Origin of the sequence: Xanthomonas sp. LF02-5, from assembly GCF_034105325.1 — a bacterium.
Lineage (GTDB): Bacteria > Pseudomonadota > Gammaproteobacteria > Xanthomonadales > Xanthomonadaceae > Xanthomonas_A > Xanthomonas_A sontii.
Map to the genome: position 1 here is coordinate 1,288,029 of NZ_JAXGGF010000001.1, position 22,746 is coordinate 1,310,774.

The 22,746-nt window shown below is 70.7% G+C and carries 20 protein-coding genes; 9 read left to right on the forward strand and 11 right to left on the reverse strand.

The genetic code is table 11. The features are described from left to right. Nucleotides 1-19: 19 nt before the first annotated feature. The 4 genes from SLW52_RS05600 to SLW52_RS05615 form a co-directional block, all read right to left on the reverse strand. Complete coding sequence (locus tag SLW52_RS05600) at nt 20-2,215, reverse strand: xanthine dehydrogenase family protein molybdopterin-binding subunit (RefSeq protein ID WP_320739183.1); 2,196 nt, start codon at nt 2,213-2,215, stop codon at nt 20-22. Between the two features lie 22 nt (nt 2,216-2,237). Continuing rightward, nucleotides 2,238-3,239, reverse strand: coding sequence for a xanthine dehydrogenase family protein subunit M (locus SLW52_RS05605; RefSeq protein ID WP_320739181.1), 1,002 nt, complete (start codon nt 3,237-3,239; stop codon nt 2,238-2,240). Next, nucleotides 3,226-4,059: a 2Fe-2S iron-sulfur cluster-binding protein gene (locus SLW52_RS05610; protein WP_320739179.1), complete on the reverse strand. Its 834-nt coding sequence runs from the start codon at nt 4,057-4,059 to the stop codon at nt 3,226-3,228. Before SLW52_RS05610 ends, SLW52_RS05605 begins: the two co-directional genes overlap by 14 nt. Nucleotides 4,060-4,403: 344 nt before the next feature. Continuing rightward, nucleotides 4,404-6,794 carry a TonB-dependent receptor gene (locus SLW52_RS05615; RefSeq protein ID WP_320739178.1) on the reverse strand — a complete coding sequence of 797 codons (2,391 nt, stop codon included), beginning with the start codon at nt 6,792-6,794 and terminating at the stop codon, nt 4,404-4,406. 389 nt (nt 6,795-7,183) lie between these two features. Here SLW52_RS05615 and SLW52_RS05620 point away from each other — a divergent pair, with 389 nt between their 5' ends. Then, entirely contained in the window at nt 7,184-7,516 is a 333-nt protein-coding gene (locus tag SLW52_RS05620; protein ID WP_320739177.1) for an SMR family transporter, read from the forward strand. Nucleotides 7,517-7,571: 55 nt separating this feature from the next. On the opposite strand, the gene SLW52_RS05625 is transcribed toward SLW52_RS05620, so the two are convergent. Continuing rightward, nucleotides 7,572-9,644: a TonB-dependent receptor gene (locus SLW52_RS05625; protein ID WP_320739175.1), complete on the reverse strand. Its 2,073-nt coding sequence runs from the start codon at nt 9,642-9,644 to the stop codon at nt 7,572-7,574. Between the two features lie 155 nt (nt 9,645-9,799). On the opposite strand from SLW52_RS05625, the gene SLW52_RS05630 reads away from it, so the two are divergent. Beyond that, the gene (locus SLW52_RS05630) at nt 9,800-10,213 is read left to right on the forward strand and encodes a MerC domain-containing protein (protein WP_017907253.1); all 414 of its coding nucleotides are present in this window, start codon (nt 9,800-9,802) and stop codon (nt 10,211-10,213) included. A gap of 111 nt (nt 10,214-10,324) precedes the next feature. Next, the gene (locus SLW52_RS05635; RefSeq protein ID WP_017911843.1) at nt 10,325-10,510 is read left to right on the forward strand and encodes a 30S ribosomal protein THX; all 186 of its coding nucleotides are present in this window, start codon (nt 10,325-10,327) and stop codon (nt 10,508-10,510) included. Between the two features lie 188 nt (nt 10,511-10,698). Here the strand turns inward: SLW52_RS05635 and SLW52_RS05640 are convergent, their stop codons facing one another. The 4 genes from SLW52_RS05640 to SLW52_RS05655 all read right to left on the reverse strand — a co-directional run bounded on the left by SLW52_RS05640 (nt 10,699) and on the right by SLW52_RS05655 (nt 15,751). Then, nucleotides 10,699-12,132, reverse strand: a complete 1,434-nt coding sequence (locus SLW52_RS05640) for a chloride channel protein (RefSeq protein ID WP_148829034.1) — start codon at nt 12,130-12,132, stop codon at nt 10,699-10,701. 226 nt (nt 12,133-12,358) lie between these two features. Further along, nucleotides 12,359-13,630 (reverse strand): ectonucleotide pyrophosphatase/phosphodiesterase, encoded by a 1,272-nt coding sequence (locus SLW52_RS05645; RefSeq protein WP_267094156.1) that lies wholly within the window; start codon nt 13,628-13,630, stop codon nt 12,359-12,361. Nucleotides 13,631-13,754: 124 nt separating this feature from the next. Then, nucleotides 13,755-14,282 (reverse strand): methylated-DNA--[protein]-cysteine S-methyltransferase, encoded by a 528-nt coding sequence (locus SLW52_RS05650; RefSeq protein WP_295920197.1) that lies wholly within the window; start codon nt 14,280-14,282, stop codon nt 13,755-13,757. Next, on the reverse strand, nt 14,279-15,751 hold the full coding sequence (locus SLW52_RS05655; RefSeq protein WP_267084754.1) for a DNA-3-methyladenine glycosylase 2: 1,473 nt from the start codon (nt 15,749-15,751) through the stop codon (nt 14,279-14,281). The genes SLW52_RS05650 and SLW52_RS05655 overlap by 4 nt, the downstream gene beginning before the upstream one ends. Before the next feature lie 209 nt (nt 15,752-15,960). Here SLW52_RS05655 and SLW52_RS05660 point away from each other — a divergent pair, with 209 nt between their 5' ends. From SLW52_RS05660 to ubiM, 5 genes are all read left to right on the forward strand, one after another. Further along, nucleotides 15,961-17,004, forward strand: a complete 1,044-nt coding sequence (locus tag SLW52_RS05660; protein WP_320739171.1) for a hypothetical protein — start codon at nt 15,961-15,963, stop codon at nt 17,002-17,004. An 86-nt stretch (nt 17,005-17,090) separates the two neighbouring features. After that, complete coding sequence (locus SLW52_RS05665; protein ID WP_267118262.1) at nt 17,091-17,378, forward strand: hypothetical protein; 288 nt, start codon at nt 17,091-17,093, stop codon at nt 17,376-17,378. A 64-nt stretch (nt 17,379-17,442) separates the two neighbouring features. Further along, nucleotides 17,443-18,030 (forward strand): DUF4019 domain-containing protein, encoded by a 588-nt coding sequence (locus SLW52_RS05670; RefSeq protein ID WP_320694186.1) that lies wholly within the window; start codon nt 17,443-17,445, stop codon nt 18,028-18,030. A 41-nt stretch (nt 18,031-18,071) separates the two neighbouring features. Further along, nucleotides 18,072-18,461, forward strand: a complete 390-nt coding sequence (locus SLW52_RS05675; protein ID WP_026143987.1) for an MAPEG family protein — start codon at nt 18,072-18,074, stop codon at nt 18,459-18,461. Nucleotides 18,462-18,560: 99 nt separating this feature from the next. Then, on the forward strand, nt 18,561-19,748 hold the full coding sequence (ubiM, locus tag SLW52_RS05680; RefSeq protein ID WP_148829040.1) for a 5-demethoxyubiquinol-8 5-hydroxylase UbiM: 1,188 nt from the start codon (nt 18,561-18,563) through the stop codon (nt 19,746-19,748). Nucleotides 19,749-19,856: 108 nt separating this feature from the next. Here ubiM and SLW52_RS05685 read toward each other — a convergent pair whose 3' ends face one another. Both SLW52_RS05685 and SLW52_RS05690 read right to left on the reverse strand, forming a co-directional pair. Further along, a complete protein-coding gene (locus tag SLW52_RS05685) occupies nt 19,857-20,186 on the reverse strand; it encodes a hypothetical protein (RefSeq protein ID WP_043095855.1) in 330 nt (109 codons plus the stop codon). Nucleotides 20,187-20,253: 67 nt separating this feature from the next. Beyond that, the gene (locus SLW52_RS05690) at nt 20,254-20,475 is read right to left on the reverse strand and encodes an RNA-binding S4 domain-containing protein (protein ID WP_017909138.1); all 222 of its coding nucleotides are present in this window, start codon (nt 20,473-20,475) and stop codon (nt 20,254-20,256) included. A 265-nt stretch (nt 20,476-20,740) separates the two neighbouring features. On the opposite strand from SLW52_RS05690, the gene SLW52_RS05695 reads away from it, so the two are divergent. After that, on the forward strand, nt 20,741-22,699 hold the full coding sequence (locus tag SLW52_RS05695; protein ID WP_153751941.1) for a DEAD/DEAH box helicase: 1,959 nt from the start codon (nt 20,741-20,743) through the stop codon (nt 22,697-22,699). Nucleotides 22,700-22,746 lie beyond the last annotated feature (47 nt).

Consider the following 22,746-nt stretch of genomic DNA (forward strand, 5'->3'; position numbering starts at 1 on the left):
CGGCAAGCGGCGCTCGTGCTCAGCCGATCAACTTGTCCGGGGTGATCGGAAGGTCGCGGATGCGCTTGCCGGTGGCGTGGAATACCGCGTTGGCGATGGCAGCGGGAATACCGACCATGCCCAGTTCGCCCATGCCCTTGACCCCGAGCGGGTTGACGATGGTGTCGTCCTCTTCGACGAACATGGTCTGGATCTCGTGCACGTCGGCGTTGACCGGCACGTGATAGTCGGCCAGCGAGGCGTTGAGCATGCGCCCGTAGCGGTGGTCGATCTCGGTGCCTTCGCTGAGCGCCATGCCGATGCCCATCACCACGCCGCCGATTTCCTGGCTGTGCGAGGTCAGCGGATTCATGATCTTGCCGCAGGCGGTGGCTTCGATGACCCGCGTCACCTTCACCATGCCGGTGTCCGGATCGACCTTGACCTCGATGAACTGCGCGCCGTGCGCGGCGGTGGCGTACTGCTTGCGCTCTGCCGAGGGCTTGGATTCGTGCACCACCTCCAGCTCCTGCAGGCCGTGCTGGCGCATCAGCTTGGCGACGTCCAGGCCGGCGTCGGGCTTGCCGGTCGGGCGCAATTGGCCATCGACCAGTTCCACCGCATCCATATCCAGCCCGCTGAATGCGGCCTGCCCATCCTGCCTGGCCAGTTCCAGCAGCTTGCCGCGGATCTCGCGCGCCGCGCCGTGGATCGCGCTGCCGACGCTGGCGGTGGTCCACGAGCCGCCCTGCGCGGGCGCCTTGGGCAGACGCGTATCGCCGAGTTCGAACTGCACGCGCTTGGCGTCGATGCCCAGGTACTCGGCGGCGATCAGGGTCATCACCGTGTAGGTGCCGGGGCCGATGTCGGAGGTGGCGCTGCCGACGCGGGCGCTGCCGTCGGCCTTCAGCACCACCCGAGCCAGCGCCGGCATCTGCATCGACGCCCAGGTGCCGGTAGCCATGCCCCAGCCGACCAGCAGGCGGCCGTCGCGCATGGAGCGCGGCTCGGGCGTGCGCTTGCTCCAGCCGAAGGTCTCGGCGGCGAGCGCGTAGCATTCGCGCAGCGCCTTGCTCGAGAACGGCTTGCCGCTCTCCGGATCGGTCTCGGCGTAGTTGGCCAGGCGCAGTTCCAGCGGATCCATCTTCAGCGCGTAGGCCAGTTCGTCCATCGCGCACTCGATGCCGAACATCTGGCTGATGGTGCCGGGCGCGCGCATCGCCTGCGGCGTCGGCAGGTCGGTCTCCACCACCTCGAAGCGATCCTCCACGTTGGGGCAGGCGTACAGCGAGCGCGCGTTGCGGAAGAAGGCCTCGTTGAACGCCTCGATGCGCGAGGTGTTGAGCACGTGCCGGTAGCGGATCGCCTGCAGCGTGCCGGCGGCGTCGGCGCCCAGCCCCAGTTCCACGCGGTAGTAGGGGCGGTAGCCATGGCCGCTGAACATCTGCCGCCGGGTGTAGACGATCTTCACCGGCAGGCCGACCGCCTTGGACACCGCGCCGAGCAGGAAGGTGTAGTAGTTGGGACGCAGGCAGGAGCCGAACGCGCCGCCGACGAACAGCGAGACCACATTGACCTTGTCCACCGGAATGCCGAAGTAGCCGGCCAGCTGTTCGCGGTCCTGGTAGACGTTCTGGCTCTTGTTGACCACGGTCAGGGTGTCGCCGATCCAGTAGCCGATGCCGCCGTGCGGCTCCATCGGATTGTGGTGCTCGACCGGCATCGTGTACGCGGCCTCCAGCTTCACCGGCGCGGCGGCGAACGCGGCGGCTGGGTTGCCGCGCGGCTTCGGCGAGTCTTCCGGGGTCGGATCGTGCGCCTGGTCGAGCAGCGCGTCGAAATCGGTGTGCGCGGCTTCGGTGGCGTACTCCACCTGGATCAGCCGCGACGCATGCCGCGCCTGCTCGAAGGTGGCGGCCACCACCACGGCGATCGGCTGCGCATTGAAATGGATGCGGTCGTCGACCAGGGCACGGAACGACAGATCCTCGCCTTTCTTCTTGACCGCGTCGGAGACCGGCTTGATCGCATTGAGATGGGTCAGCACCTTGATCACGCCCGGCGCGGCTTCGGCGGCGCGGGTGTCGAGGCGCACGATGCGGCCCTTGGCGATGGTGCTGGTGAGGATGTAGCCGTGGACCAGATGCGGGATCTGGAACTCTGCCGCATAGCGCGCCTTGCCGGTGACCTTGGCGTAGCCGTCGACGCGGCGCATTTCCTTGCCGATGTAGTTCATTGCCGGTTCTCCGGTTGGCCGCTCACGCGGCGTCGCTGCCGCTGGCGCGGTGCAGGGCGCGGATCATCGCGTGCGTGCCCATCGGGATCTTGTAGGCGTTGTGCGCCAGTGGCCGCGCCGCGGCCATCTCGGCCTGCGCGGCGGCAGCGAAGGCGTCTTCACCGACCCGCTGCCCGACCAGCGCACGTTCGGCGGCACGCGCGCGCCAGGGTTTGTGCGCCACCCCGCCCATGGCGATGCGCGCGTCGCGGATACGCCCGTCCGGTTCCAGCGCCAGCGCCGCGGCCACCGAGATCAGTGCGAACGCGTAGCTGGCCCGGTCGCGCACCTTCAGATAGTGGCTGTGCGCGGCGAAGCTCTGCGCCGGCAGGGTGATGGACTCGATCAGTTCGCCATGCGCAAGCTGGTTGTCGACATCGGCGCGCGCCTCGGGCAGCAGGTGGAATTCGGGGAACGGGATCTCGCGCTGGGTGCCGGCCGGCGTACGCACCTGCACCGTCGCGTCCAGCGCGGCCAGCGCCACGCACATGTCCGACGGATGCACCGCCACGCAATGCGCGCTGTGGCCGAAGATCGCGTGGGTGCGGTTGAGCCCCTCGCGCGCGCCGCAACCGCTGCCGGGTTCGCGCTTGTTGCAGGGCAGGGCGGTGTCGTAGAAGTAGCCGCAGCGCGTGCGCTGCAGCAGGTTGCCGCCGTTGCTGGCCATGTTGCGCAACTGCATCGTGGCCCCGGCCAGGATCGCCTGGCTCAGCAACGGATAGCGTTGACGCACCAGCGGATGGTTGGCGGTCTGCGTGTTGTTGGCGAGCGCGCCCAGGCGCAGGCCGCCGTCGGCGGTTTCGGCGATCTCGGCCAGGCCCTTGAGCCGGGTCAGGTCGACGATCTCGTCGGCACCGGTCACCCCTTCCTTCATCAGGTCGAGCAGGTTGGTGCCGCCGCCGAGGAAGCGTGCGTTCGGGTTGGCGGCGACACGGCGCACCGCGTCCTCCGGCGAGGTCGCGCGCTGGTACTTAAACGGCGTCATCGGCCACCTCCTTCGCCATCTTCAGGGCGGTCAGTTCGGACTGGTCGACATAGCGCCAGGTCAGCGGCCGCGGCGCACCACCGCTGTGCACGTCCTGGATGGCGGCGACGATCTTCGGGTAGGCGCCGCAGCGGCAGATGTTGCCGCTCATCCGCTCGCGCACCTCGGCGTCGCTGAGTTCGGTGACCGGCCGGCTGACGTCGGCGCTGACGTGGCTGGCATCGCCGCGCCTGATCTCGTTCAACAGCGCCACCGCCGAGCAGATCTGCCCAGGCGTGCAGTAGCCGCACTGGAACCCATCGTGCTGCACGAACGCGGCCTGCATCGGGTGCAGTCGCTCGCCGTCGGCCAGGCCCTCGATGGTGGTGATCTGCGTGTCTTCGGCCTGTGCGGCCAGGGTCAGGCAGGAGAGGCGGCGCTCGCCGTCGACGATCACCGTGCAGGCACCGCACTGGCCGTGGTCGCAGCCCTTCTTGGTGCCGGTCAGTGCCAGATGTTCGCGCAGCGCGTCCAGCAGCGTGGTGCGTGGATCCAGCTGCAGGGCATGGCGCTGACCGTTGACCTCCAGGACCACGGGCAAGGCGTTCTGCGGTGGCGCGGCCTTGGCGGCCGTTGCGGCAAATGCGGCCTCGCTGAAGAGGATCTGTCCGCCCGCGCTGCTGAGGCCGGCGGCCGAGAGCAGGGCGAGGAATTCGCGGCGCGAGAGGCCGTTGATGCCGAGCCGGCGCGCCAGTGCGGCTTCGTCCTCGCTCAATGGGGTGTCGCGCGCGCTGTCGGCAGCGCCGGACGCGTCATCGATACGGTGGGGCTCATGCTGCATCGGTCTCTCCTGCCTGGGGACCGCTACCGCGCGCGCCGGGGCGCAGCAGGGAGCGAGTCGACCTGGGTAGCGGCGCTGCCATCGCGACGCCGACGTGCGGGCACGCATCGGCACCCGAGCGCGAGCATCGCGGCGGGACCGCGAAGGGACTGCGAAGAGGGCGCGAAGGGAGGGTGTCGAGGCAGTGATACGGACGGGCGGCCGTACTGGCTCGGCATGCGCGTGCATGCGCTCCCGCAGATGCCGTCGCCGCCACGACAGGCGCGCGATTGCGCCTGTCATGGTCGGCGCCACGCGACGCCAGTGCAGCGATGGCGCCGCGTGCGTCTGCGATGCGGCAGGCGCTACCAGCGATACGCCACCGACGCCTGATACTGGCGGCCGGCGATCGGGCGGCCCATGAACACGCCGCCGGTCGCCGCGCCGGGCACGCGTACATTGCCTTCGGTCAGGCCCAGCGTGTCGGTCACGTTGCTGCCGCTGACGGTGAACTCCCAGTGCTCGCCGCTGTGCAGGCTGGCGCCGACGTCGAGCATGTCGTAGGACGGCAGGCGCTGGCTGTTGGCCAGGTCGGCGTAGCGTTCGCCGATGTAGGAATAGGTCGCGAACACGCGCAGGTCGCCGAACGGCAGCATCCAGTAGTAGCTCGGCGTCAGCCGGAACTGGCGCTTGGGCTGGCGCATGACCTGGTTGCCGGTGTATTCGCGGTAGTTGCGATACTTGGCGTCCAGCCACACCCCTGTGCCGGCCAGTTCGAAGCCGCCGAACGGGCGGATCGCGCCTTCCACCTCCAGGCCGTAGGCACGCGAATCGCCGACCGTGGTGAAGTTGCTGCCGTTGGCCAGGAAGGCCTGGAACGGCGAATTCTTGAAGGTGTTGTAGAACGCGGTGAGGTACAGATCGTAGTTGGCCGCGCCGGACTTCAATCCCAGTTCGTATTGCCGGATGTCCTGCACCTTGGTCTGGCCGTCGCGCAGATTGTCGAAGCCGGGAAACTTGACCCCGGAATTGACCCGAGCGAACACGCTGTTGTGCGCATCGAGCTTGACGTTCAGTCCGGCCGTCCACGACAGCGCGTTGTCGTCCTGGTCGATGCGCCGCGCGCTCGGCAGCGAGATCGAGGTGGCGTTGTCGTAGAGCGTGGCCGGGTTGCCGTCCAGGTCCACCGTGGCGGTGTCGTGCACGGTGCCGGTGACGTGCTGGCGTTCGTAGCGCACGCCCAGGTCCAGGCGCAGGCGCTCGTCCAGTTCCCATTCGTCGGCGACGAACACCGCGGCGTTCTCGCCCTCGTAATGCGCGCGCAGCGCCAGGAAGGCGGTGCTGGTGAAGCCGTCGCGCGTCGGCTGGCGGCCGTCGTCCAGGGTCACGTCGATGCGCCGCGCATGGTTCTGCGCGGTCAGCAGCATGGTATTGCCGAGGTACCAGGTGTCGTGGGAGGTGTACCTGGCGTAATAGCTGCCCACGGTCAGCGTATTGCCGGCGAACAGCGCGCGGCTCAGGCGCAGATCGTTGGTGAAGGAGTTCAGGCGCTTGTCCACCGACCACCAGCCGGCTTCCAGCACCTGCTGGTTCGGGTCGACCGCGCCGCCGCCGTTGGTATAGCGCGCGCTGCCGGTGCTGCCGTAGCCGGCGATGAAGTCGCCCAGCCGCTGCGGCGCGTCGCCGGTGAACAGCGCATAGGTCGGTGCGGTGCCGCCCATCACGTTGAAACGGTCGGCGACGGTCCAGTCGCCCACCTCCCAGTTCAGTTCGCCGCCGAACACGTCGATGTTGACGCCGCGGCCGTCGCCGAGGTCGCGCCGGATGGTCTGGCCGTTGGGGCCGACCGGCAGGGTGACGTTGCGGAAGTCGTCGCTCAGCAGCGTGCCGCGCTGAGCATTGAGGCCGGGGAAGCTGGACAGGTCGTTGCCGTTGTTGCGCGACAGCAACGGGATCGCGGTGTAGAAGGCGTTGTTGTCGTCGGTATGGCGCGCATAGAACGACAGTTCGCCGCTGTCCCAGCGCTTGCTCAGGGTGGCGCTGAACTGGCCGCCCTTGTCGGCGGGGAACTGCGGGTCGCGCACGCCGTCGGTCTCGCGGAAGAAGCCGCCGACGCTGTAGTACCAGCCGTTGCCCATCGGCCCGCTGTCGAACAGATCGATGCGGCGCAGTGCATCGCTGCCGCCGGTGAGGCGTACGCTGCCTTCCGGCTCGTCCTGGCCTTTCTTCTGGATGAAGTTGACGGTGATGCCGGCCTGGCCGTTGGAGAAGATCGGGCTGGAACCGCCGCGCAGCACTTCCATGCGTTCGATGGTGTCGTCGGTGCGGAACAGCGTGGAGTTTTCCAGGAACGACAGGGTTGGCGGCGGGAACAGCGGCGCGCCATCGAGCTGGAAGGTGACGAACGGCGCATCGCCTTCGGAGGGCATGCCGCGCACGAAGATGTTGGCGCCGGTGCCGCCGCCGCTCGGCTCGGCCCACACGCCCGGCACGATCTTCAGCAGGTCGGCGCTGCTCTGCGGCACCGCCTGCTGGATCTGCTCGGGTGTGGCGGTGGTGATCGAGAAGCTGGCGTCGCGCTTGCGCAGGCCCTTGAAGCGCGCAGTGCCGCTGACGACCACGGTATCCAGGGTGGTGGCGTCGGGTTGCGTGGCCGGCGCGGTGGGTGCGTCGGCGGTCTGCGCCAGCGCGGGGGGCGCGAGCAGGACGGCGGCGATGGACAGGGGCAGCAGATGGCGAAGCGGCGCAAGATGCATGAAGAATCTCTCCTTTCTTCATTCGGAACGATCGGCCGGGATGCGGCACGCGCGTGCAGCGCGCGGCCGCGTCGCATCGGCCGGTACGGCGCGAAGCAGGGGGCGACGCGCGGCGCCCTTTGTAACGCCGTCGGGCGATCGGAGCGTTGTGCAGCGCGGTACCGGCCGCGTTTGCGTGACAGGTTGCCCAGGCAGGTCGCCTTGCACCGCAACCTATGGCGTGCGCTGCGCAGGGCGGCGTCGCTTCGATTGGTCATGCGTGTGGGCATGCGTGGCGTCGCAGGAGGGACGCGCTCCTGCGCAGCATGTATCCGGGACAAGGGCCGTCGCCATCGTCGCCACGCGCCGCTTGCTATCGTGGCGCGCTGCGCGTCCAGGAGTGTCCTGCAATGAGGAACTGGCTGTTCCTGCTGGTGGCCATCCTCGCCGAGGTGGTCGCGACCTCGGCGCTGAAGGCCAGCGAAGGCTTCACCCGGCTGTGGCCGACGCTGCTGGCGCTGTGTGGCTATGGCATCGCCTTCTATCTGCTGTCGCTGACCCTGCGCAGCGTGCCGGTGGGTGTGGCCTATGCGCTCTGGTCGGGCATCGGCATCGTGTTGATCTCGCTGCTGGCGTGGTGGCGGTTCGGCCAGGCGCTGGACCCGCCGGCGATCGTCGGCATGGCGCTGATCGTCGCCGGCGTGGTGGTGATCAACGTGTTCTCGCGCAGTGCCCCGCATTAGCAAAAAAAGAGGCCGCCCGAAGGCGGCCTCGTCATGCTGCAGCGAACCTGCCCGATCAGAAGAACAGGCGCACGCCGAAGGAAGCGCTGCGGCCGGGCAGCATGACGTCGTCCTTGAGGAACGAGGTATGCACGCGCGCATCCTGGTTGGTCAGGTTGTTGCCGTCCAGGAACACTTCCCAGGCGGTGCTGCCGGCATCGACGTGATAGGCCAGATGTGCATCGACCAGGGTGTAGCCGGCGGTGGGCGTCTCGTTGACCGCCACCTTGTCCTGCTTCTGGTAGCGGGTGGCGCCCAGCGCGGCGCGCCAGTTGCTCGCGTCCCAGCGCAGCTGCGCGCCGTAGCGCGCCGGCGCGATGCGCGGCAGGTTGCCGCCGTCCTTCAGGCGTGCGCGCACGGTGTCGCCGAACACGCGCAGGTCCCAGGCGCCGCTGTCGTTGTCGGCCAGGTGGAAGGTGGCCTCGCCCTCGAAACCATGGAACACCGCATCGGCCTGGGTCCACTGGCGGATCGGCAGGAAATCGTTGTCCTCCTCGTGGAACCACTGGCCGCCGGTGTCGACGATGTAGATGAAGTCGTCGTAGCGGTTGTAGTAGCCGGCCACCTTGGCGTCGACCCAGTCGTTCTTGAAGATCAGGCCCAGTTCGGCCTGGTTGGCCTTCTCGGTCTTCAGGTCGGGGTTGCCGATCTCGTAGGCGAGGGTGGCGATGTGCGGACCGTTGGCGAACAGTTCTTCTTCGGCCGGGGCGCGCTCGGCGTGGTCGAGGTTGGCGGTCAGGCGCCACTGTTCGTTGAAGCGGAAGCCGCCGCTCAGCGACAGGCTCTTCGGAGTGAAATCGCGGTCCACGCCGGTGTCGGTCTCGTACTTGGTCCTGTCCACGCGCGCGCCGACCTCGGCCTGCACGCGGTCCCAGGTGTTGCGCGCCAGCGCGAACACGCCGACGGCGCGGGTGTCGGTCTTCGGCACGAAGGCTTCTTCGCCGGTGGCCTGGAAGGTCGAGTCGCTGCCCTGTACGCCGACCGCGGTCTGCCAGCCGCCGCCCAGGCCGAAGGAGGCCTCCACGCGGCCTTCGTTGGCGCGCTTGTCGAACTTGGTGCCCACTTCCGCGCCTTCGAACTCGGTGTGGGTGTAGGCGGTGTGGCCGAAGCTGTAGCGCAGTGCGCTGCCGTCGCCCCACGGGTCGTTCAGCGCACCCTTGAGCTCGAAACGGTCCTGGTGCAGCTGCAGCGACACGCCGCGCTCTCCGGCGGCCGGATCGCCGGGCTCGCCGGGGTTGCCGTAGTTGTCGCGGAAGCGCGAGATCGACACGCCGACGAAGCCCCAGTCGCCGGCCAGCGAACTGCCGATCGAGCCGACCTTGGACTTGACGAACGAGTTGAGCTGCGGACCCTGCGGCGTGTCGTAGTCCTTCAGGTTGCGGTACACGCCGTCGGCATGGATCGACAGGCCGCTGCCGTTGCCGGCATCGACGCGGAACATGTCGGTGTTGCCGCTCTTGTCGCCGCCTTCCCAGCGCGCTTCGGCACGACCGTGCACGCCGTCGACCGGGGTCTCGGCGATGCGCCCGTCGACCACGTTGACCACGCCGCCGATGGCGCCGGAGCCGTACAGCAGGGTGGACGGGCCCTTCAGCACTTCGATCTGGTCGGCCAGGAACGGCTCAACGGCAGGCGAATGATCCTGGCTGACCGTGGACACGTCCTGCGAGGACAGGCCGTCGTTGAGCACCGCCACGCGCGGGCCGTCGAGGCCGCGGATGATCGGCCGGCCCACGCCGGGGCCGAAGTTGGAGCTCTGCACGCCCGGCAGGCTGGCCACGGTCTCGCCGATGCTGGCGCCGCGGTTCTCGTCCAGGCGCTCGCCGGCCAGCACGTCCACCGGCTGGCTCAGTGCACCGGCGGCATCGCGCAGCGGGCTGGCGGTGACCACCACCTGGTCCATGTCCTTCACGTGCCGGTCCTGCCTGTGGCCTGCGCCGTGGCGGCTGTCGCTGGCCGGCGGCGTGGCGTCGGTCGCGGTCGTCGCGGTGGTCGGGTCGGCGGCCAGGGCCAGCGACGGGCTCAGCAGGCCAAGCAGGGCCAGGGACAGGGCGGAACGGCGGAGCAGGACGGGACGGGGAGAGGGCATGGGCATTCCATCAGGAGGGACAGTCGGGGGCGACGTGCGCGCTGCCGGCACCGCACAGCGGCGGTGGACGGTCGGGGAAGGGGCGCGGGACGCGCTGGTCGCCGGCGGCCGAATGTTATATTATTCCGTAACACTTTCAACCCGTGCCGACCGTCATGTCCTCATCGTTCGATCTGCGTGCCGCGCTCGACCGCCTCGGCGCCACCGGTTCGCTGTTGTGCGCGGTGCATTGCGCGGTGTTGCCGCTGGCGTTGGCGGTGCTGCCCTCGCTGGGTCTGGCGATGTGGCTGGGCGAGGGCGTGGAGCGCACCCTGGTCCTGTTCGTGACCTGCCTGGGCCTGTTCAGTCTGGTGCTCGGGTATCGCCGGCACCGCGTGTGGCAGGCGCTGGGATTGCTCATCCTCGGCCTGCTGGCGCTATGGGCCGGGCTGCTGGTGCCGGCGCTGCATCATGCGGTGGCGCCGCACGCGGCGATCATGACCTTCGGCGGCACCCTGGTCGGCCTGGCGCACCTGCTCAACCTGCGCTTGAACCACGGCCACGTGCACGACGCAAGCTGCGCCCATTGAGCGCACGTGGTAGGCTTGCCGCCCTTGCGCGAGGGCGCTGACCGCGTTGGCCTCGCCAAACCCCGTGCATCTCGCGGGGGTTTTCGCAAACACATTCAGGAGTCGATGAGCATGGGTAAGGGTGACCGCAAGACCGCCAAGGGCAAGCGCTACAACGCCAGCTACGGCAATTCGCGCTCGCACAGCGTGAGCAAGGTGGCCGTGGGCGCTGCATCGCCGGCCGCGAAGAAGTCGGTGGTCAAGGCGCCGGCGGTGAAGAAGGCCGTGGCCAAGAAGACGGTCGCCAAGGCCGGCTGAGCCAGCCACCGGTTGCGACGAAGAACGCGGCGCTTGCGCCGCGTTTTTTTATGCCTGGCGTCCATGCCTGGAGGTCGCCGTGAGGCGGAGAGAGATGGCCCTGCAGCGAGGAGGGTGGAGCGGGAAGCGCACTCCCCGGTCGTTCGTTCGTCGCTCAGGACACGCGGCCGCTCGGGGCGAGCCGCCGCTCAGTGCGGACGCGGCGCGCTGGGGCCGTCGTCGCGGTCGTCGTGGTCGCTGCCGGCCAGGTCGGCCACCAGCGAGGTCGGCGTTTCCTCTTCGGCGGGCGGCGTGGGTGCCGGCGGCGGCGCCACCAGCAACAGTTCGGCCAGGCCGCGGTAGATCGGCGTGCGGCACACCAGCGCCGAAGCGCCGCGGGCGATCAGCACCGTGGCCAGGATCGGCAGCAGCATGTCGCTGCTGTCGGTGAGTTCCAGCGAGATCACCGCCGAGGTCAGCGGCGCCTGGGTCACCCCGGTGAGATAGGCGCACATGCCCAGCAGCACGAAGATGCGCGGGTCCACGCCCGGCATCAGCACGGCCAGGTTGTGGCCGAGTCCTGCGCCGACCGCCAGGGCCGGCGAGAACAGGCCGCCGGGGATGCCGGCCACGTAGGACACCAGGTTCGCCAGCAGCTTCATCAGGCCGAATTCATGGCCGACGCTGGCGTGCCCCTGCACCAGGCTGCGCGCCTGCTCGTAGCCGGTGCCGAACGCGCCGGCGCCGAAGATCAGGCCCAGCAGCACCAGCGCCAGACCACACAGTGCGGCCAGCAGCACCGGCTGGCGCCGGCGCAGCTCGCCCAGCCAGCGCGGCTTGCCGGCGACGGTGAGCAGCACCATGCGCGCGAAGGCGCCGCCGAGCAGGCCGGCGACCACGCCGCACAGCAGGATCGCCAGCCACGCCTTGCCCAGCGGCAGGCCGGCGGTGGCGACCCGGCCGAAGTAGGTGTAGTCGCCGAGCAGGCCCAGCGAAATCACGCCGCCGACGATCACCGCGGTCAGCAAGGTGCCGGAGAAGTGGTGCTCGAAGCGTCCGCTCAGTTCCTCGATGGCGAACACCACGCCGGCCAGCGGTGTGTTGAACGCCGCGGCGATGCCGGCGGCGCCGCCGGCCAGCAGGAAATGGCTGGCCTGGCGCGCATCGCGAAAGCCGAACCAGCGCCCGAACACGTACATCAGGCTGGCGCCGACGTGCACGGTGGGGCCTTCGCGGCCGATCGAGGCGCCGCCGAACAGGGCCATGGTGGTCAGCATCAGCTTGCCCGCGGACACGCGCAGCGACAGGTTGGCCTGGCGGAAGCCGTCGTCGGGACGTTCCAGCGCGGCGATCACCTGCGGGATGCCGCTGCCGCGGGTGGGGCGCAGCGCGCCGTTGGTCAGCCAGGCCAGCAGGGCGAACACGCTCGGGGTCAGCAGCAGCGCCCACCATGGCGAATGCGCGGTGATGCGCTGGAACACGTGGAAGGCGGCGTCGCTGGCCTTGGCGAAGACGATGGAGACCAGGGCCACCGCTACTGCGCCGCCCCACAGCACGGCGCGCTGCTTCCAGCTCTCCTGCGAGATCAGCGGGCGCAGACGATGGCGCAGGCGCGGCGGTTGCGCGGAGTCGGGCGAATGCATGCCGCCATTGTCGCACGCGTTGCCATGGGCGGGCGTCGCCGCGCCGCGACCGTTGTCGTGGCGCTCAGGGCGTGTCACCCATTCCCGAGTATGCCGCGCGCCTGCCAGACCCAACCCGAAGGGCCGCGCTTGCGCGCGCCCGTGGTCGCGTCATCGCGCGGGCGTGGACGCTTGCCACAGGCACGCGCAATCGTGGCGCGGCATGCTCGGGGAGTGGTGGCCCGCCTTAGCGCAGCGCCGGCAGCAGCGCCTGCGGATCGCCGTCGTTGGGGGCGGCGGGAATGCCGAGCAGGCGGGTCAGCAGCGGGTAGACGTCGACGTTGTCGATCGGCGCCAGGGTGACGCCCTGGCGGAACGCCGGGCCGCGGGCGACGAACACCGCGCGCATCGACGGCAGTGCCGGGTCGTAGCCGTGGGAGCCGCGCAGGCTGCGCGGCTTCTCGGCGATGCGCGCACGCGGCAGCGCATCCCAGCCCTCGTGCATCTGGCACACGATCGGCGGGATGCGCGGATTGCTGCCGTAGTGCCAGCGCGCCGGCAGTTCGCCCTTGCGCCAGCAGTCGTACTGCGGATGCGCGCCGAGCAGGCGCGCCTCGGCCGCGGCCTCCTGGCCCGGGCGCGGGGCGATGCCCACCGACTGCCCGTAGCTGATCACCGTGACCTGTTGCGGCGGGACCATCTCCTCGACCGCCAGCACCTGCTTGGGCGGCACCGCGGCCATGCCGTGGTCGGAGACCAGCACCAGGTTGATCCGGTCCAGTTCGCCGCGCTGCGCCAGGCCGTCGAGCAGATGTCCGATCGCCGCATCGATCCTGGCGACGGCCTGCGCGTATTCCCGCGACTCCGGGCCATGCTCGTGGCCGGCTTCGTCCACCTGTTCGAAGTACAGCGTCAGCAGCTGCGGACGTGGCGCGCTGGGATCGTCGAGCCAGCCCAGCACCTGGTCGACCCGCGCGTTCGGCGGCATGTCCGCGTCGAAGGCCTGGCGGCGGCTGGGGCGCACGCCCTGGATGGCCGCCTCGCTGCCCGGCCAGGCCCACGTCGCCGCGTGCAGGCCGGCCTTCTCGACGCCGACCCAGATCGGCTCGCCGCCCCACCAGCGGCCATCGCTGACCGCGGCGCGATCGCTGAGCTGGAACGTGCCCAGCAGCGGGTCCTGCATGCTGTTGTGGACGATGCCGTGATGGTCCGGGCGCAGGCCGGTGGCGATGGTGTAGTGGTTGGGGAAGGTCAGCGACGGATAGGAGGGCGTCATCCACTGCGCGCGCACGCCGTCGTGGACCATGCGGCTCAGGTTGGGGGTGATGCCGCGATCGAGCATGTCCGCGCGCAGGCCGTCGATCGAGATCAGCAGCACCGGCGTGGGCAGCCTCGCCGGTGCGGCGGCGCTGGGTGCGGCGGCCGCGGCGGTCGCGTGCGGCGACGTGGAGGGGGCGGAGGCGCAGGCACCGAGCAGCAGGGTGGCGCAGACGAGCGTGGAGCGCAGGACGGAGGACATCATCGCGGCATCATAAGGCGCGGACGGTGACGTGGCGAAGACAGCGCCTGCCGCGCGCGTGCATCGTTATCCGGGGCGCGCGATGCCGCAGCGCTCGCGGCGTCGCCGCCGCAGGCTGCGACGCTCAGCCGAACAGCGGGGCCATGGTGCCGGCGGCCGCGTCGCCGCCCTCGCGTCGCTCCAGCGCCAGCAGCGCGGCCTTGGTCGGCAGGCCGCCACCGAAGCCGGTGAGCGCGCCGTTGGCGCCGATCACCCGGTGGCAGGGCAGCACGATCGGCAACGGGTTGCGGCCATTGGCGGCGCCGACCGCGCGCACCGCACGCGGCTGGCCCACATGCTGCGCCAGTTGCGCGTAGCTCCAGGTCGCGCCGAACGGGATCTCGGCCAATGCCAGCCACACCCGCTTCTGGAAGTCGGTGCCGTGCGGCGCCAGCGGCAGGTCGAAGTGCTCGCGCTCGCCGGCGAAGTAGGCCAGCAACTGCTCGCGCGCGGCACGCACCGGGGCCGGATCGTGCACCCAGTCGGCACGGCCGCGGGCGTCGTAGCGGTTCTCGGGGAACAGGATGTGACGCACGCCATCGCTGCCGACAGCGACGGTGAGTAGGCCGATCGGGGTGTCGAAACGGTCGTAGGACAGCGGGGGCGCGGTCATGCGCGGGTCTCCTCGGGAGGGTCGTTGGCCAGGTGCCACAGGTGCAGCACCGCGTAGGCGCGCCAGGGACGCCAGGCCTGCCCGCGTGCCTCGGTGGCGCGTTCGCTCAGGCGTGCGCCGTCCGCGCCGAGCATGCGCTGCAGGACCAGGTCGCCGGCGGGGAAGGCGTCGGGCTGGCCGAGCGCGCGCAGGGCGATGTACTGCGCGGTCCAGGCGCCGATGCCGGGCAAGGTGATGGCGTGGGCGACGAAGTCGTCCAGGCGCTGGCCGGCACGGAACGACAGACGGCCGTCCAGCACCGCCTGCGCCAGCGCACGGATCGTCGCCGCCCGCGAGCGCGGCAGGCCGATGGCTTCCAGCGGTGCGTCGCGCAGCGCCTGCGGGGTCGGGAAGGCGCGGTCCAGCCCCGGCGGCTGGCCGGGCCGCACGGCGCCGTGCCGATCCACCAGGCGCGCGGCCAGGGTCGCCGCGCCGGCCACGCTGACCTGCTGGCCGAGCACCGCGCGCACCGCCACTTCGAAGCCGTCCCAGCCGCCCGGCACGCGCAGCCCGGGGCGCCGCGCGATGGCGCGCGCCAGCAGCGGATCCTCGCCGAGCGTGGCGTGCACCGCGCGCAGGTCGGCATCCAGGTCGAACACGCGGCGCACCCGGCGCACGATGTCGGGAATGGCGCGCGGATCGGCCGCGGCGATGTGCAGGCGCAGTTCGTGGCGCTGCGGATCGGCCTCGACACGGATGCGGGTGGAGGCCTCGCAGGGGCCGAGCACGCGCTCGTAGCTGGCCTCGCCGATGCGCTCGATGCCGGGGATCGCGCGCTTGCGCAGGAACGCCAGCATCGCCGGGAAGTCCAGTGGCGGCCGGTAGCCCAGGCGCAGCACCAGATCGCCACCGGGGCTGTCGGTGCGCTGCTTGCGGATCGCCGAGGGTGGCATGCCGCAGCCGTCGAGGAACGCGGCGTTGAAGCGGCGCAGGCTGTTGAAGCCGGCCGCCAGCGCCACCTGGGTGATCGGCAAGGCGGTTTCGGTGAGCAGTTGCTTGGCCAGCAACAGGCGCCGGGTCGCATGCACTGCCGCCGGGGTGGCGCCGAGCTGGGCCACGAACAGGCGCTGCAGCTGGCGCGCGCTGATGCCCAGTTCGGCCGCCAGCGCGGCGACGCTGGCGGCCTGCAGCGCGCCCTCGGCGATCAGCGCCAGTGCGCGCCGCACGACTTCTTCGCCCAGGTGCTGCTGCGCCTCCGGCGAGAGTTCGGGGCGGCAGCGCAGGCACGGCCGGTAGCCGGCTGCCGCGGCCGCGGCGGCGCTGGGGTAGTAGCGCACGTTGCTGCGCTTGGGCGGCGGCGCCGGGCACACCGGCCGGCAGTAGATGCCGGTGCTGCGCACGGCGGTGAAGAACACGCCGTCGAAGCGCGCGTCGCGGGACTGGCGGGCGCGGTCGTAGAGGGCGTGGTCGGTGGCGGCGAGGGCAGGCATGGCGCCAGTCTAGTCGGCCCCGGCGCGGCGCACTGGCCGTTTTCGGACAGCAATGCCGCGGCTGTCGCGTGGCCGCGGTGCCCGCGATTTAGGCGCAGTTGGGGAGGTTCCGCGCGGCGGCACTAGACTAGGTCCACAGGCGCCTGGCGCCTGTCTTTTTCATGTTCCCAATGGATCCCCGTTTGGCCGCTCCATTCAGACTCTGCTGGTTGTCGCTGTGTTGCCTGGGCCTGTTGGCCTGCGGGCAGCAGCCGGCGTCGGCACCGCGCACCGTCGCCGACAGCCCTTCGGCCGACGGCGAGCACATGGTCTCGATCGGCGCGCCGCCGGCACCGCCACCACGCGCGGCCGTCCCCAAGCGCGATCCGCAAGCCTGGGACGAGGCCACCCTGGAAAACGGCGAGGCCTTCATCAGTTGCGACACCGACTACGCCGCCGAGGCCGGCGACGGCCAGCCGCTGGCTGGACTGGATCGGCCAGCGGTGGAAGCGGCGCTGGCGCCGTGCCGCGAGCGCGGGCTGATGCGGGTGCGCTATGTCGGCAAGATCAACGCCGGCTTCGCCGAGATGGTGCGGCGCCTGGCCGAAGTGGCCAGGCAGACCGGCATCGGCAAGCGCGTGCTCGACCTGGATTCCAGCGGCGGCCAGGTCGAGGCGGCGATCCGCGCCGGCGATGCGATCGGCGAGTCTGGCTGGACCGTGTGGGTGCGCGAAGGCTCGGTCTGCCACAGCGCCTGCGTATTCGTGCTGGCCGCCGGCGACAACCGGCTGATCTCCGGCAAGGTCGGCATCCACCGGATGATGCGGATCAGCTCCACCGCGACCTCGCGCGCCGAACTCAACCGCGAGTTGCAGGAGGTCTATGGCAACGTCAAGGACTACCTGGAGCGCAACGGCGTGGCGGTGGCGGTGGCCGACCTGATGATGACCGTGCCCAACCGTAGCCTGCGCCTGCTCAGCAGCGACGAGCTCAAGCAGTACGGGCTCGACGGTACCAACGCGGTGCAGGACGACCTGGAGCGGATCAAGCAGTTGCGCAAGTGCGGCGACGATTTCGTGCGGCGCAAGGATGCGTTCCTGGTCGCCTTCGACCAGGAGTGCAAGACCAAAAAAGACGTGGACCTTGAGAGCCTGACCGCCTGCGGCCAGGCGCTGAAGCAGCGCTTCGGGTTCCCGGACCAGGCCTGTCCGGCGGAAAGCCCGCTGTCGGAGATCGACGTGGCGACGCTGCCGCTGGCCTCGCCCGGCGCCTGAACGGCCGCTGCGGCGTGTGCCGCCCATTCACGTGGCGGGCATGGACGCGGGGCTAGCGTCGCCGCATCCCATCCCGGAGCGCGCGCATGGCCGCCGGAACCCGCTTGATGCTGCGGCTGTACCTGCCCCCGGCGTTGCTGGCGTTGGGCGGCTTCGCGATCGCCGAAGTGCTGCTGCACCTCGCCAACGGCCTGCATGCGCCGTGGCTGGCGCGGACCGCCTCGCTGCTGAGTCTGCTCGCCCTGCTGGCGGCGACCGCGTGGGCGCTGTGGGCGAGCTGGCGTGCCTGGCACAGGCAGCGCTATGCCGCCCCAGCCGCGGCCGCGGGAGTGGCGAGCGAGAATACGGTAGTGGCGAGCGAGGAGACGCCATAGGGCCGCTGCGCTGGCCCGCGCAGGCCGCGTAGACTGCGGCCCTTGCCACCGCCGCTGCCGAGCGATGTCCTTGTCCATCTCCGTCCCGTTCCGCCTCACGCTCGTCCTGCTGGCCCTCGTCGCTGGCGCAGCTTCCGCGCAGACCGCGCCCCCGGCATCGTCCGCGCCCGCGCCGACGACTGCCCCGCCAGCGGCACCTGCCGCACCTGCTGCCGCGCCTGCGGCGGCACCGAAACCGGCGCCGCGCCATGCCGCCGCTGCCGCACCCGCACCCGGGCCGCTGGCCAAGCAGGATGCGCAGATGGCGCAGGCCGGCCTGCGCGCCGCGCAACTGGTCGATGCCGGACGCACCGGCGAGCTGTGGGAAGGCGCCTCTGTTGTGGCGAAGAAGGCGGTGACGCGTGCGGTGTTCGTGCGCGAGATCGACGCCGCACGTGCGCGGCTGGGCGCGCTGCTCGGCCGCGGCGTCGCCAGCGTGGCGCGGGTGCAGTACGCCGCCGGCTCGCAGGTGCCGCCGGGCACCTACGTCAACATCAGCTTCCCCAGCCGCTTCGCCAATGCGCCGCAGCCGGTGCGCGAGCTGGTGTCGTTGCGGCTGGACGAGGACAAGACCTGGCGCCTGGTCGGTTATCACGTGGCCATGCCCGATTGAGCGGCATGCTGCGCGCCGTCTTCCTTTCCTCCGAGGCTCCGATGCCCATCGAAATCCGCATGCTGGCCTGGGCGATCCTGCTGGGGATCGCGCAACTGCTGCTCGCCTCCGCCTTCGTCACCGCGCAGCGCGGGCTGAAGTGGAACGCCGGCGCGCGCGATGCGCCGCAACCGCCGCCGGCCGGCGTGGCCGGGCGCCTGGACCGCGCGCTGCGCAACTTCCTGGAAACCTTCCCCTTCTTCGCCGCCGCGGCGGTGGCGGTGGCGGCGCTGGGCAAGGGCGATGCGCACACCGCGCTGTCGGCGCAGATTTACCTGTGGGCGCGTGTGGCGTACGTGCCGCTGTACGCGGCGGGCGTGCCGTACGTGCGCAGCCTGGTGTGGGTGGTGTCGCTGTGGGCGATCCTGCAGCTGGTGTGGGCGCTGTTCTGAGCCCCGCGGGCTGCGACCGATCGTCGCAGCGCTGATCCAGATCAAGGACGCGGTGCGCGGCGGTCGTATCCTGGCCGGGTCCGATCACGGAGTCGCCGCATGCAAGTGGATATCGCCATCGTCGGGGCCGGCCCTGCCGGCCTGTGCTTCGCCCGCTCGCTGGCCGGCAGCGGCCTGTCGCTGGCGCTGATCGAGCCGCAGCCGCGCGCGGCGCTGGCGGAGGCCGCCTTCGACGGCCGCGAGATCGCCCTGACCCATGCCTCGCGAGCATTGCTGGATCAGTTGGACCTGTGGCCGCGGATCGACCCGCAGGCGATCGCGCCGCTGCGCGATGCGCGGGTGATGAACGGTTCCTCGCCGTTCGCACTGACCTTCGCGGCGGGCGAGGGCGGCCGTGGCGATCTCGGCTGGCTGGTGCCCAATCATCTGATCCGCCGCGCCGCGTTCGCCGCGGTGCAGGACCAGCCCGGTCTGACCTTGCTCGATGGTGTCTCGGTGCAGGCATTGCGCCGCGACGCGCGCCAGGCGCAGTTGCAGCTCTCCGACGGGCGCAGCGTGGCGGCGCGGCTGGTGGTGGCGGCCGACAGCCGTTTTTCCAGCACGCGGCGCATGAGCGGGATCGGCGCGCAGTTGCGCGATTTCGGCCGAACCATGCTGGTGTGTCGGGTGCGCCACGAGCGCCCGCACCATCAGACCGCCTGGGAGTGGTTCGGTTACGGCCGCACCATGGCGCTGCTGCCGCTGCACGGCAACGAGGCCTCGGCAGTGCTGACCCTGCCGCCGGAACGCGCGCAGGCGCTGCTGCAGATGGACGAGGCGGCGTTGGGGGCGGAGATCAGTAGCTGCTTCGAGCATCGCCTGGGCGCGATGACGCCACTGGTGCGGCCGCAGGCGTATCCGTTGGTGGCCGTCTATGCGCAGCGCTTCGTCGCCGAGCGCTATGCCTTGATCGGCGACGCCGCGGTGGGCATGCATCCGGTGACCGCGCATGGGTTCAACTTCGGCCTGCAGAGCCAGGCGCGGCTGGCGCGTGCGCTGCACGACGCGGTCGCGCGCGGCGGCGACATCGCCGCGCCGGCCTTGCTGGCCGGTTACCAGCGCGGGCACCGCCTGGCCACGCGGCCGCTGTACGAAGCGACCAACGCGATTGCCGCGCTGTACACCGACGACCGCCTGCCGGCGCGCGCGCTGCGCAGCGCCGCGCTGCGCGTGGCCGACCGGGTCGCGCCGTTCAAGCGTGCCATCGCGGCGCACCTGACCCAGCGCGTGGCGGCCATGGCGCGCTGAGGCGGCGGTCGTGCCGATGCATGCGTGCGTGTCTATCGGTGCTCGGCGCGGCTTGCTTTCAATTCCGAATCCCGAATCCCGAATCCCGAATCCCGATATCAGCGGCGGCTAGCTGGCGTCGGCGTGCCGCTGTTCCGCACCGGCGACCAGCGCGTCGAGGGCGCTCTGCAGGTCGCCGCTGCGCTGCGCCGCTTCGATCGGGGCGATGGCCCAGGCGCAGCCGGCGTGGCGCAGGTGCTGGCGCCAGTCGCCGGTCCAGCCCTCCAGTTCGTCCAGCGCCAGGGAGATGGAGCCGCCGCGCTCCGCGTGGCCGCCGCGGATGGACTGGCCCAGGCGGAACGGCTGCGCTGCGTCGGGGTCGAGCTGCGCGATGTACACGTCGTGGTGCGGATCTTCCGCAGATGGCGCGATGTTGCGGATGCCCAGCGTGATCAGCATCGTGCGGCGATCCGCGCTGTCCGGCGCCACCGGCCGGCGAGTGGCAGGCCAGGGGCGCCGATGGCGGTCATGCCTTGCCGAGCACCTGCACCTGCACGTCGCCCAGCTGTACCACCTGGCCCGCGCGCACCTTGCAGGCCTTGCGCAGTTCGACCTCGCCATCCACGCGCACCTGGCCTTCGCTGATCACGGCCTTGGCCGCGCCGCCGCTGTCGCACAGGCCGGTCAGTTTCAACAGGTGCTTGAGTTCCACGTAGTCGCTTTCTAGCTGGAGATCGATGGTCTGCATTAGGGGCTTGCTCGGAAATCGGCGCCCATTGTCGGTCATTCGCGGGCAAAACGCCCGCCATGTCGGCGGCTGGGGGCTGTCGCCGCTGCCGCAGCCCGCGGCGCCGTGCCTGCTGGAGGCGGCCGCGGTGGCCGGCGTCCGGCAGTGCGCAGAGGGTCACGCCTGAACGGTGTCGTTCACCTGCTTTCGACATGCGGCCCGGCAGGGCGCACAATAGGGGCTTCTTTGCGCCTGCCGGTTCTCTGCGGCGCCCCCGGAGTCTCCCATGTCCCAAGATACCCCCGCGCCGCTGCTGTTCGCAGATCTCGGCCTCTCCCCTGCTGTGATGAAGGCGGTCGCCGACGTCGGCTACGAGTCGCCGTCGCCGATCCAGGCCGCCACCATCCCGGCGCTGCTGACCGGCCGCGACCTGCTCGGCCAGGCGCAGACCGGCACCGGCAAGACCGCCGCGTTCGCGCTGCCGATCCTGTCGCGGCTGGATTTCGCCCAGCGCAAGCCGCAGGCGCTGGTGCTGGCGCCCACGCGCGAACTGGCGATCCAGGTGGCCGAGGCGTTCCACCGCTACGCCGCGGCGATCCCCGGCTTCCAGGTGCTGCCGGTGTACGGCGGCCAGCCCTACGTGCAGCAGCTGTCGGCGCTCAAGCGCGGCGTGCACGTGGTGGTGGGCACCCCGGGGCGGGTGATCGATCACCTGGACCGCGGCACCCTGGACCTGTCCGAGCTGAAGACGCTGGTGCTCGACGAGGCCGATGAGATGCTGCGCATGGGCTTCATCGACGACGTCGAGGCGGTGCTGAAGAAGCTGCCGGAATCGCGCCAGGTGGCGCTGTTCTCGGCGACCATGCCGCCGGCGATCAAGCGCATCGCGCAGACCTATCTGAACGACCCGGCCGAGGTGATCATCGCCTCCAAGACCACCACCTCGGCCAACATCCGCCAGCGCTACTGGGCGGTGAGCGGGCTGCACAAGCTCGACGCGCTGACCCGGATCCTGGAGGTCGAACCGTTCGACGCGATGATCATCTTCGCCCGTACCAAGGCCGGCACCGACGAGCTGGCGCAGAAGCTGCAGGCGCGCGGCCTGGCCGCGGCGGCGATCAACGGCGACATCCAGCAGGCGCAGCGCGAGCGGGTGATCCAGCAGCTCAAGGACGGCAAGCTCGACGTTCTGGTCGCCACCGACGTGGCCGCGCGCGGCCTGGACGTGGAGCGGATCAGCCACGTGCTGAACTACGACATCCCCTACGACACCGAAAGCTACGTGCACCGTATCGGCCGCACCGGCCGGGCCGGGCGCAGCGGCGAAGCGATCCTGTTCGTCAGCCCGCGCGAGCGCGGCATGCTGCGCGCGATCGAGCGCGCCACCCGCCAGCCGATCGAGGAAATGCAGCTGCCCAGCGTCGACGCGGTCAACGACCAGCGCGTGAGCCGCTTCATGGAGAAGATCAGCGAGACCATCGCCGCCGGCGGCATCGACATGTACCGCGACCTGCTGCAGAAGTTCGAGGCCGAGAAGAACGTGCCGATGGTGGAAGTGGCCGCGGCGCTGGCGCGCCTGCTGCAGGGCGAGACGCCGCTGCTGCTGGCCCCGGACCGTCCGCGTCCGCCGCAGGGCGAGCGTTTCGAGCGCCGCGAGCGGCCCGAGCGGGGCGAGCGCCCGGACCGTCCCCGGTTCGAGCCGAAGTTCGAGCGCGAGCCGCGTGCGCCGCGTCGCGACGACGGCGAGCGCCCGGCGCGTCCGGCCCCGGCCGCGCGTGGCGAGGATTTCGACTACCACCGCGACGTCGGCAGCTTCGAGGCGCCGCGCCGCGACAAGGCGCCGAAAGCGCCGCGCGGCGCGCCGGAAGTGGGCATGGAGACCTACCGCATCGAGGTCGGCCACCAGCATGGGGTCAAGCCGGCCAACATCGTCGGCGCGATCGCCAACGAAGCCGGGCTGGAGAGCAAGTACATCGGCCGCATCGACATCCACGACGACCATTCGGTGCTGGACCTGCCGGCGGACATGCCGCGCGAATTGCTGACGCACCTGAAGAAGGTCTGGGTGTCCGGCCAGCAACTGCAGATGCGCAAGCTCGAGGGCGACGATGCCGGCGGCGCGCCGTTCAAGCCGAAGTTCGCCCGTACCGGCAAGCCCGGCGGCAAGCCCAACGCCGCCGGACCGCGCCCGGCCGGCCGCTTCGCCGCCGACCGGCCGCCGCGCAAGGGGCCGCCGAAGCGCTGAGAGGCCGGGAATAGGGAGTAGGGAATCGGGAATGGGGGGCGTCCCCG

Coding starts and splice junctions, on each gene's coding strand:
- SLW52_RS05600 (WP_320739183.1), bottom strand. CDS start 2,215: ATGAACTACATCGGCAAGGAAATGCGCCGCGTCGACGGCTACGCCAAG.
- SLW52_RS05605 (WP_320739181.1), bottom strand. CDS start 3,239: ATGACGCCGTTTAAGTACCAGCGCGCGACCTCGCCGGAGGACGCGGTG.
- SLW52_RS05610 (WP_320739179.1), bottom strand. CDS start 4,059: ATGCAGCATGAGCCCCACCGTATCGATGACGCGTCCGGCGCTGCCGAC.
- SLW52_RS05615 (WP_320739178.1), bottom strand. CDS start 6,794: ATGCATCTTGCGCCGCTTCGCCATCTGCTGCCCCTGTCCATCGCCGCC.
- SLW52_RS05620 (WP_320739177.1), top strand. CDS start 7,184: ATGAGGAACTGGCTGTTCCTGCTGGTGGCCATCCTCGCCGAGGTGGTC.
- SLW52_RS05625 (WP_320739175.1), bottom strand. CDS start 9,644: ATGCCCTCTCCCCGTCCCGTCCTGCTCCGCCGTTCCGCCCTGTCCCTG.
- SLW52_RS05630 (WP_017907253.1), top strand. CDS start 9,800: ATGTCCTCATCGTTCGATCTGCGTGCCGCGCTCGACCGCCTCGGCGCC.
- SLW52_RS05635 (WP_017911843.1), top strand. CDS start 10,325: ATGGGTAAGGGTGACCGCAAGACCGCCAAGGGCAAGCGCTACAACGCC.
- SLW52_RS05640 (WP_148829034.1), bottom strand. CDS start 12,132: ATGCATTCGCCCGACTCCGCGCAACCGCCGCGCCTGCGCCATCGTCTG.
- SLW52_RS05645 (WP_267094156.1), bottom strand. CDS start 13,630: ATGTCCTCCGTCCTGCGCTCCACGCTCGTCTGCGCCACCCTGCTGCTC.
- SLW52_RS05650 (WP_295920197.1), bottom strand. CDS start 14,282: ATGACCGCGCCCCCGCTGTCCTACGACCGTTTCGACACCCCGATCGGC.
- SLW52_RS05655 (WP_267084754.1), bottom strand. CDS start 15,751: ATGCCTGCCCTCGCCGCCACCGACCACGCCCTCTACGACCGCGCCCGC.
- SLW52_RS05665 (WP_267118262.1), top strand. CDS start 17,091: ATGGCCGCCGGAACCCGCTTGATGCTGCGGCTGTACCTGCCCCCGGCG.
- SLW52_RS05670 (WP_320694186.1), top strand. CDS start 17,443: ATGTCCTTGTCCATCTCCGTCCCGTTCCGCCTCACGCTCGTCCTGCTG.
- SLW52_RS05675 (WP_026143987.1), top strand. CDS start 18,072: ATGCCCATCGAAATCCGCATGCTGGCCTGGGCGATCCTGCTGGGGATC.
- ubiM (WP_148829040.1), top strand. CDS start 18,561: ATGCAAGTGGATATCGCCATCGTCGGGGCCGGCCCTGCCGGCCTGTGC.
- SLW52_RS05685 (WP_043095855.1), bottom strand. CDS start 20,186: ATGCTGATCACGCTGGGCATCCGCAACATCGCGCCATCTGCGGAAGAT.
- SLW52_RS05690 (WP_017909138.1), bottom strand. CDS start 20,475: ATGCAGACCATCGATCTCCAGCTAGAAAGCGACTACGTGGAACTCAAG.
- SLW52_RS05695 (WP_153751941.1), top strand. CDS start 20,741: ATGTCCCAAGATACCCCCGCGCCGCTGCTGTTCGCAGATCTCGGCCTC.